The organism is Leisingera coralii (assembly GCF_049056525.1).
Lineage (GTDB): Bacteria > Pseudomonadota > Alphaproteobacteria > Rhodobacterales > Rhodobacteraceae > Leisingera > Leisingera coralii.
Map to the genome: position 1 here is coordinate 1 of NZ_JBHUPT010000013.1, position 8,216 is coordinate 8,216.

The 8,216-nt window shown below is 64.4% G+C and carries 9 protein-coding genes and 8 tRNA genes; 12 read left to right on the plus strand and 5 right to left on the minus strand.

The features are described from left to right. Positions 1–105 precede the first annotated feature (105 nt). The gene (locus tag ACFMBG_RS04725) at positions 106–1,161 is read right to left on the minus strand and encodes a Glu/Leu/Phe/Val family dehydrogenase (protein ID WP_421053578.1); all 1,056 of its coding nucleotides are present in this window, start codon (positions 1,159–1,161) and stop codon (positions 106–108) included. Positions 1,162–1,293: 132 nt separating this feature from the next. Between ACFMBG_RS04725 and ACFMBG_RS04730 the strand changes: the two genes are divergently transcribed. The 4 genes from ACFMBG_RS04730 (at position 1,294) to ACFMBG_RS04745 (ending at position 3,194) form a co-directional block, all read left to right on the plus strand. Further along, a complete protein-coding gene (locus ACFMBG_RS04730; protein WP_421053579.1) occupies positions 1,294–1,749 on the plus strand; it encodes an Lrp/AsnC family transcriptional regulator in 456 nt (151 codons plus the stop codon). A 135-nt stretch (positions 1,750–1,884) separates the two neighbouring features. Next, positions 1,885–2,421 carry an HU family DNA-binding protein gene (locus ACFMBG_RS04735; protein ID WP_421053580.1) on the plus strand — a complete coding sequence of 179 codons (537 nt, stop codon included), beginning with the start codon at positions 1,885–1,887 and terminating at the stop codon, positions 2,419–2,421. A gap of 13 nt (positions 2,422–2,434) precedes the next feature. Then, a tRNA-Val gene (locus ACFMBG_RS04740) sits at positions 2,435–2,509 on the plus strand. A 115-nt stretch (positions 2,510–2,624) separates the two neighbouring features. Further along, positions 2,625–3,194, plus strand: coding sequence for a histidine phosphatase family protein (locus tag ACFMBG_RS04745; RefSeq protein ID WP_421053581.1), 570 nt, complete (start codon positions 2,625–2,627; stop codon positions 3,192–3,194). Positions 3,195–3,212: 18 nt separating this feature from the next. Here the strand turns inward: ACFMBG_RS04745 and ACFMBG_RS04750 are convergent, their stop codons facing one another. Continuing rightward, positions 3,213–3,905, minus strand: coding sequence for a hypothetical protein (locus ACFMBG_RS04750; protein WP_421053582.1), 693 nt, complete (start codon positions 3,903–3,905; stop codon positions 3,213–3,215). A 222-nt stretch (positions 3,906–4,127) separates the two neighbouring features. On the opposite strand from ACFMBG_RS04750, the gene ACFMBG_RS04755 reads away from it, so the two are divergent. From ACFMBG_RS04755 to ACFMBG_RS04790, 8 genes are all read left to right on the plus strand, one after another. Then, positions 4,128–4,203 (plus strand) — tRNA-Val (locus ACFMBG_RS04755). Between the two features lie 200 nt (positions 4,204–4,403). Beyond that, a tRNA-Asp gene (locus tag ACFMBG_RS04760) sits at positions 4,404–4,480 on the plus strand. A gap of 82 nt (positions 4,481–4,562) precedes the next feature. Then, a tRNA-Asp gene (locus ACFMBG_RS04765) sits at positions 4,563–4,639 on the plus strand. An 82-nt stretch (positions 4,640–4,721) separates the two neighbouring features. Beyond that, a tRNA-Asp gene (locus tag ACFMBG_RS04770) sits at positions 4,722–4,798 on the plus strand. 82 nt (positions 4,799–4,880) lie between these two features. Then, positions 4,881–4,957 (plus strand) — tRNA-Asp (locus ACFMBG_RS04775). 66 nt (positions 4,958–5,023) lie between these two features. After that, positions 5,024–5,100, plus strand: a tRNA-Asp gene (locus ACFMBG_RS04780). Between the two features lie 82 nt (positions 5,101–5,182). After that, positions 5,183–5,259: transfer RNA gene (locus tag ACFMBG_RS04785), tRNA-Asp, on the plus strand. 92 nt (positions 5,260–5,351) lie between these two features. Beyond that, positions 5,352–6,362 (plus strand): DUF922 domain-containing protein, encoded by a 1,011-nt coding sequence (locus ACFMBG_RS04790; protein ID WP_421053583.1) that lies wholly within the window; start codon positions 5,352–5,354, stop codon positions 6,360–6,362. Positions 6,363–6,384: 22 nt separating this feature from the next. Here the strand turns inward: ACFMBG_RS04790 and ACFMBG_RS04795 are convergent, their stop codons facing one another. The 3 genes from ACFMBG_RS04795 to ACFMBG_RS04805 form a co-directional block, all read right to left on the minus strand. Continuing rightward, positions 6,385–6,768: a DUF4440 domain-containing protein gene (locus ACFMBG_RS04795; RefSeq protein WP_421053584.1), complete on the minus strand. Its 384-nt coding sequence runs from the start codon at positions 6,766–6,768 to the stop codon at positions 6,385–6,387. A gap of 57 nt (positions 6,769–6,825) precedes the next feature. After that, a complete protein-coding gene (locus ACFMBG_RS04800; protein ID WP_421053585.1) occupies positions 6,826–7,047 on the minus strand; it encodes a hypothetical protein in 222 nt (73 codons plus the stop codon). Between the two features lie 123 nt (positions 7,048–7,170). Continuing rightward, a complete protein-coding gene (locus ACFMBG_RS04805; RefSeq protein WP_421053586.1) occupies positions 7,171–8,049 on the minus strand; it encodes an alpha/beta fold hydrolase in 879 nt (292 codons plus the stop codon). Between the last annotated feature and the right edge of the window lie 167 nt (positions 8,050–8,216).

Below are 8,216 nucleotides of genomic sequence, written 5' to 3' on the forward strand. Positions count from 1 at the left end.
AGGGGCAGGCCGCCGGGCCCAAAGGCAGGATGGGGTTCGGCCGCAGGCCGGGGTCCGTTCCGCCGCGGGAGTGCCCCGCTGCTGCCGCCGTAAGGGGAGGACGGATCAGGCGGCCTTGCTGGCCTGCGCCATCTTGGCCTGCACCGTGGCAATCGCCATTTCCGCCGGGCTGACATCCGCCGCCCGGGCCTGCGTCAGGATCGCCGCCATGGTCTCATCCAGCGCCTGCAGCTTCTCGGCGACAAAGCCTTCGCGGTCCTTGATCTTCTGGATCTCGGTTGCGACGTTGATGATGCCGCCGCCATTGGCCACGAAATCAGGCGCATAGAGGATGCCGCGGGCGTGCAGCGCTGCGCCGTCCTCAGCGGTGGCCAGCTGGTTGTTGGCGCCGCCCGCGACGATATCCGCCTTCAGCTGCGGGATGGTCTCGGCGTTCAGGATGCCGCCGATGGCGCAGGGGGCAAAGACGTCTGCCTGGGCACTATAGATCTCCGCCAGCGGCACCGCCTTGGCGCCAAACTCGGCAACCGCCTTCTCGACGCGGGCGTCGTCGATGTCGGTGACAACCAGCTTGGCGCCGGCCTCATGCAGGAACTGGCAGAGGTACCAGCCGACGTGACCCAAGCCCTGTACCGCAACGGTCACACCGGCCAGATCGCGGCTGCCGTGCTTGTGGGCGCGGGTGGTGCGGATCGCGTTGAAGATGCCGCGCGCGGTGATCGGCGAGGGGTCGCCGCTGGCAAACTCGCCATCCGCGAGACCGGCCACAAAGCGGGTTTCCTCCGCCAGGATCGCCATGTCCGCCGGGCTCATGCCCATGTCCTCGGCAGTGATGTAGCGGCCGTCCAGACCTTCGATGGCGCGGGCAAAGGCGCGCAGCAGCTCCGGCGTCTTGTCCTTGGCGGGATCGCCGATGATCACCGCCTTGCCGCCGCCCAGGGTCAGCCCTGCTGCCGCGTTCTTGTAGGTCATGCCTTCGCTGAGGCGTTTGACGTCGGTCAGCGCTTCGTCTTCGCTGGCGTAGGGGCGCATGCGCAGGCCCCCGGCTGCCGGGCCCAGATGGGTGGAGTGCACGGCAATGAAGCCCAGGAGGCCAACGGACGGCTCCTCGACGCGGTAAATCTCTTCATGGCTGCTGGATGCGACGGCAGTCACTGTCATTTGGTTTGATCCTCCTAAACCTCCCTGGATAATAACTGGCCCGCGGCGCCGGTTTTCACCAAAAAGCTGTGCGGAAATCTGCCATTTTGGTGGTAACCTCCATCAAGGGTGTCAAGTTTAGGGAAAACCTCCATGGATTCGATAGACCGCAAGATTGTCGCCGCGCTTCAGCGAAACGGGCGGCTGAAGATCTCGGAACTGTCCGGCATGGTCGGGCTGTCGCCCACGCCCTGCGCGCGCCGGGTGGCCAGCCTGGAGGAGAGCGGCGTGATCAGCGGGTACTCGGCCCGGGTCGACCAGGCCAAGCTGGGGCTGCCGGTCACCATCTTTGTCGCGGTGGAGCTGGAAAGGCAGTCCACCGACGCGCTGAGCGCCTTTGAGAATGCGGTGCGCCGCTTCGATCAGGTGATGGAATGCTACCTGATGACCGGCACGCGGGATATCCTGCTGCGGGTGGTGGCCGAGGACCTGCCGGATTTCGACCGCTTTCTGGAGGACAAGCTGATGCGGGTGCCCGGCATCCGCAACACCCGCTCCAGCTTTACCCTGCGCACGATGATCCAGCGGGACGCGCTGCCGGCCTGCTAACCGGTTCACGGCAGAGGGGCGGCTGTGTTAGGCTGCCTGTGCAGGACACGCCCGTCCAATCGGCGGCCGCCCGGAGCAGGGCACTTCAGGCCGCCGGCACCGGAGCGGGCAGATAACAAGTGAAAGAGGCAGGGCATGGCAAGGGCATCCAGCAAAAGCAGCACATCCGCACGCAAATCCGGCGCGCGCAAGGCATCCTCCCGCAAGACCGGCACGCTGACGGCGGCGAAACCCGCGGCAGCGAAAACTGCGGCGGCAAAACCGCGGGCCGGAAAGGCCGCGGTCAAGCAGCCTGAGGTCAAACCGGCAGCCCCGGCGCCGGCGCCGGTGGTGGTTGCTCCGGCCGCGCCCGTGGTCTCTGCCCCGGAACTGGGCAAGCGGGAGCTGGTGGAGCAGGCGGTCGAACGCTCCGGTGTCAAGAAGAAGGACGCCAAGCCGGTGGTGGAGGCGGTTCTGGCGCTGCTGGGCGAAGCGGTGGCCGAGGGCCGCGAACTGAACCTGAAACCCTTTGGCAAGCTGCGCATCAACCGCAGCCAGGAGCGCAGCAACGGCAAGGTCTTTGTGTGCAAGCTGCGCCAGCCGGACAGCTCTGCAAGCCCGGCGGAAGAAAATGCAGGGGAAGGGCAAAATTCTTCTGCTGACCCTCTTGCAGAGCCCGCAAGTGACGGGTAAAAGCCTGCCTCACGGGTGATTAGCTCAGTGGTAGAGCGCTTCGTTCACATCGAAGATGTCAGGAGTTCAAATCTCTTATCACCCACCATATTACCGGAAAGGCGCTCCCTGCAAAGGTTGAGCGCCTTTTCTCGTTTCCGGGGTTCCGCTGCTGGCGGCCAGAGGCTACCAATTTGCCTGAGAAACCGGGCAGGGGGCGTGTGATGCAATTTCCGAAAATCTGGCTGCTGCGGCACGGGCAGACCGAGTGGAACGCCGAGCGGCGCATTCAGGGGCAGCTGGAATCACCGCTGACGCCGCTGGGGGTTCAGCATGCCCGCCGGCAGGCTGAGCTGATGGCGCCGGTGATGGCGCAAAACCCGGCCTGTTATGCCTCGCCGCTGGGCCGGGCGCAGCAGACGGCGGACATTGCCCTGGGCGGCGCGCCGTTTGTGACCGATCCGCGTCTGGCAGAAGCGTTTGCCGGGGATTTCCAGGGCATGACCCTGGCGGAGGTCGCAGCGCAGTACCCGCAGATACACGGGGACAACCCGCACAATCTGGATCTGTTCTGCGAGGCGCCGGGCGGCGAGGGTTACGGCAGCTTCCATGGCCGGATTCTGGACTTCATGCAGTCGCTGAGCGGCCCGTCGGTGGTGGTGGCGCATGGGCTCTTGGGGCAGGTGATGCGCGGCATCGTCTGCGGCCTCAGCCGCGACCGGATGGCGGCGCTGCCAAACGGGCAGGGCTGCGTCTATGTGCTGGAAAACGGAGTGGAGACCGTTCTGCAGTAGGGGCAGGCTGCCGGGCGGTCAGAGGCCCGGCACCTTGGCAAGCAATCCGCGCCAGCCGAAGGTGGTGCCGCCGCCGGGTCCGAATCCAACCTTGAGCCCGGCACCAACAAAGGCCCTGCTGTCCGACAGCGGGCCGACCTCGTAATCGAGCAGGCCTGCTTCGCCATAGAAGCTGGCGCTTTCGTTCAATTTATAGCCGATGTTCAGCGCCAGCCGGGCGACTTGGGCGCTGTCCAGGTCGAGAAAGTCGGCTTCGGCTCCAAATCGGTAATTGGAACCGGCGTCCTTGTGCAGGGCGAGGCCAAGCAAAGACGCGGATTCGCCGTCTTCATCCCCGAAGGCGGCATAAGCCTCGCCGGTCAGGCTGGCAAAGCCGTGCCGGGCTTCCAGCCCGTAGAAATCGAGGGTGCTGTTTTCCAGTTCCTCATTGCCCAGGAAGGCCCCCAGCGACGTGGTCCCGTTGACATGGTAGATGCCGTGCAGGGTGGCGTTGTAAGCGCTGAGATCGCTTTCGTTGAAGTCATAGAGGCTGAGGTCCAGCTGGGTGCCGAGGCTGGGGCTGAACCCGGCTTCGAGGCTGCCGCGCAGGGTGGCGCGGGAGATGCCGGTGTCCTGGGTGAAGGCAGACCAGGACAGATCCGCAGTACCTCCCGTGATCTCCGCCGCTTGGGCCGTGCTTGCCAGCGCCGGAACCGCCAGGATTGCAGCCATCAAATGCTTCATGCTGATTTGCCTCAATTAATTTATCGCCTGCCGGCTGTTAAGCATTTCTGTAAAGTTGCAGCAGCGGCAGGGGCAAGGATCGGCTGACCGTTGCAGGGAGGCGGAAGGGGCGGTGTTGGCAGGCCGCAACACCGGCTGGCCCGCGGGCGGAACTTTTTTGGCAAAAGCCTCTTGAACTGCCCGGCGGCTTTGTCTAAATCCCCGCTCATCGGGTCGTTAGCTCAGTTGGTAGAGCGCTTCGTTTACACCGAAGATGTCGGGAGTTCGAGCCTCTCACGACCCACCATCCCCCCCTCCAAGTCTAAGACAGAAGATCGCCGGAGCAGCGGTGCGTCCAGCGTGTTTTTGCAGCTGTTCCAGTGCGTTACCTGGCGCAGATCATTTTTTTCGGGGAAAGTTCCGAAAAAGGCAAAACACGGCTTGACGGCTCAGGGGGGTGGGAATATTACAGCCGAACATTCAGCAGCGATGCTGGATGTGCAGCGGGCGGTTGTAGCTCAGTTGGTTAGAGTACCGGCCTGTCACGCCGGGGGTCGCGGGTTCGAGCCCCGTCAACCGCGCCACTGCTGCACCTCATCCTGGGGTCAATCAGGATCCGCCCCGGAGGGGAACTGGACCGGAAACGGTCCGCCGCAAGGCGAAAATGCGGTTGTAGCTCAGTTGGTTAGAGTACCGGCCTGTCACGCCGGGGGTCGCGGGTTCGAGCCCCGTCAACCGCGCCACTGCTGCACCTCATCCTGGGGTCAATCAGGATCCGCCCCGGAGGGGAACTGGACCGGAAACGGTCCGCCGCAAGGCGAAAATGCGGTTGTAGCTCAGTTGGTTAGAGTACCGGCCTGTCACGCCGGGGGTCGCGGGTTCGAGCCCCGTCAACCGCGCCACTGCTGCACCTCATCCTGGGGTCAATCAGGATCCGCCCCGGAGGGGAACTGGACCGGAAACGGTCCGCTGCAAGGCGAAAATGCGGTTGTAGCTCAGTTGGTTAGAGTACCGGCCTGTCACGCCGGGGGTCGCGGGTTCGAGCCCCGTCAACCGCGCCACTTTCGCCCGCCGCCCTGGCGTTTCAGGGTCCGCCCCGGAGGGGAACATAGCCGAAAGGCCCATGCGCGGTTGTAGCTCAGTTGGTTAGAGTACCGGCCTGTCACGCCGGGGGTCGCGGGTTCGAGCCCCGTCAACCGCGCCACTGCTGCACCTCATCCTGGGGTCAATCAGGATCCGCCCCGGAGGGGAACTGGACCGGAAACGGTCCGCCGCAAGGCGAAAATGCGGTTGTAGCTCAGTTGGTTAGAGTACCGGCCTGTCACGCCGGGGGTCGCGGGTTCGAGCCCCGTCAACCGCGCCACTTTCTTCTCTCTTTGCAGAAATTTTCAGCAGTCAGGCCTGTCTGTGGTACCGTCGCTGTGCGGCGGCCGTCAGCTGCCTGCCTATTGTTGTGTGTATTTGCAGATGGGGGAGCGGGCGATGGGCGTCGATGTGAAGGTCAAGCTGCCGAAGCCATCCAAAAAAACCTACAAAGTCTCAGCCATCGACATCGACGGGTTGCGGGATGCTTTGGACAGCAAGGACGCCTGGGGCACGTACAATCCGGCGCCGGTGTTTGTGCCCAAATTTGCCAAGGACAAATCGGTGAGCCAGATCACCGTGGCCTGCAAGCCGGTGGCAACGCAGCCGTCCTGGGCGGAATACGGCAAGACCACCAAGGCGCGGCAGGCGGAATGGGACCGGATGATCAAGGCGCTGGAGAAATACCTGACCGCGCTGCACAATCTGGCGCTGGAGGCCGCGGCAAAATTTGCGGCCGCCATGCAGGCTCGGGAAGAGCCGCTGCAGAAAGATGAGCTGAAGACGCTGTTCAAGGAGGCCAAGGAGGCCATGCTGGCGGCGGTCGAGGGGTATGCGTCGAAAACGTCTGGCGGCCATACCGTGGGGGTCAAGCTGGACGACGTGCCGCCGGATCCTGCGGTGTTCAAGAAAACGGTCCCGAAGCCCAAGGATGTGTCTTACTCGGTCAGCGGCAAGACCATCGCGGCGGTGTTCAAGGCGCTGAAGAAACGCAGCTTCTGGGGGCGCTACCGGTCAAATGCCAGTTATTCGGCGAGTTTTCAGCTGGACGGCCATGTGAAGGAGTTCAAGCTGACCAGCAAGCCGGTGATCACGATGCCCAAGTGGAAGGAATACAGCAAGGGCAACAAGGGGCAGAAGGGCAGCTGGGACAGCATGTGGAAGAAGCTCTATGCCCACGAAAACAATCACCACAAGATCTTTGGCGAATGTGTTGCAGAGCTTGAGGCGGGCCTGACGTCGGAGAATGTCCTGAAGGCGGATCTGAAAAGCTATTGGGAAAGCGAGACCAAGGAGTGGCAGAAGAAGCAGGATGCCTATGACAGCAAGACGGATCACGGAGTGAAGGAGGGCGTCGAGCTCGACTCCTCGCATGATCCCTGAGGGCTGAAGCCCCGGGGGCCTGTCAGGCGGTTGGCGTGTCCTGGCTGAAACTGTTGAGCCAGCCGTTTTCGCCTTTCTCCCAAAGCGACGAGATCAGCATTTGTTTCCAGTCTACGCTGCCGGCCGGTTGGTAGGCCGCGCGGTAGGACAGCAGAACAGCCTCCGGTGACAGGACACGCAGCTGCGCGTCGCTCAGGCGGTAGCCTGCCATCACCGGGCCGTCCTGCAGCTGCGCGCAGTGGCCTGCCTTGTCCGAGAAGCCGCTGGGGTAGACGCCGAGGAAATCCTCCGTCAGCATGCGCCCGTCCGCCTCAGGGTCGCCCGCCGCCAGCGCCTCCCAGACCTTGGTTTCCAGTGCCAGGAATTCGGCGAGCCGGGGGCCGTCAGTCAGAATCTCAACAGTCATGCGGTCAGCCTGCCGCCTGCGCGCCTGGCTGGCAAGCCTTGGGCCGCTGCACGGCTGTCACAGGGACGGCGGGTACGGGTCTGCCTCGGTGTCGTGGCGCCAGCCGGTCAGGTCGGAGCCCACCCATTTCCTGAGGTGGTCCAAATCGGGATTGGGGCTGGATTCCAGGTAGCGCAGCAGCACGCGGGTGCCATGCTGATAGCCGGCGCGGTAGCTTTCCTCAGGGTCGGTCTGGTTGCCTTCGAAACCGGGCGGCCGTTTGAACCTGCTCTGAGCCATTTGCTGTCTCCGTCTGTAAGGGCATGCGCGTTCCAGGGCAGGCTAGGGCAAGAGCGATAAGCAAGTCTTAACCCGTGCGCAAAACGAACGTAAACGCGGCGGAAGAGGGCGCCGGCGGCACTGTTACAGCGGCGGCAGAGGGGTCAGGAACTCCAGCAGTGCGCCGGCGGTTTCGCGCGGTGCGCTGTCAATGAAGAAATGCCCTCCGGGAACGCTGCGCGCGGTCATTTCCTGCAGGCGCGGTGCCCAGGTCTGCGCCACGTCATAAGCCCGGGCCATGGCGCCGTCTGCCCCGTAAAGGACCAGCGCCGGGCATTCGGCCTTGCGGTCCAGATCCTTGGCATCCTGGTGAAAGTCCACCTCGATCGCAGCGCGGTAATCGTTGCACATGGCGTGGACGCAGGCGGGATCACCCCATGCGCGGCGGTAGGCCGCCAGCGCTGCGGGCGGGAAATCCGACAGCGAGGCGCCGCCCCAGCCCAGCAGGCAGCTTTCGAAATAGGCCTGCGGATCGGCGCCGATCATCCGCTCCGGCAGCGGCGCCGGCTGGGCGAGGAAGAACCAGTGGTAATAGGCGCGGGCGACCTGCTGCGTCAGCTGGTCCAGCAATGTGTGCGTTGGGATGATGTCCATCACGGTGAGGCTGGCCACCGCCTCCGGCGCGTCCAGCGCCAGCCGGTGGGCGGTGCGTGCGCCGCGGTCGTGGCCGGCCAGGTGGAAGCGGGGGAACCCCAGGGCGCGCATCAGCTCCAGCTGATCGGCAGCCATGTTGCGGAAGCTCATGGCCTCCACGCCTTCGGGCTTGGAACTGGCGCCATAGCCGCGCAGATCGGCCGTCACCACGGTGAATTGCCGGGCGAGGACCGGGGCGGTTTCCTCCCACATTTCCTTGGTCTGCGGGAAGCCGTGCAGCAGCAGCAGCGGCGGCCCTTCGCCGCGCAGAGTGTAGGCGATCTGCTGGCCGTTCACCTGCAGGGTGCCGGATTGATTGGATTCTGGCATGACTTCCTCCCTTTGCGGCGGCGCGTTTTGGGGATTGGACCCTGAGGGCAGCACAGGATCAAGCCTGCCGCTGCGTTTGCGCTGAGGGGAGGGGCTCCCGCGCCTTTACAAAGCATCAAAGATGCCCCGCAAAGCCTTGGGCCCGGCGCCGTGCTGCCGCACGGCGC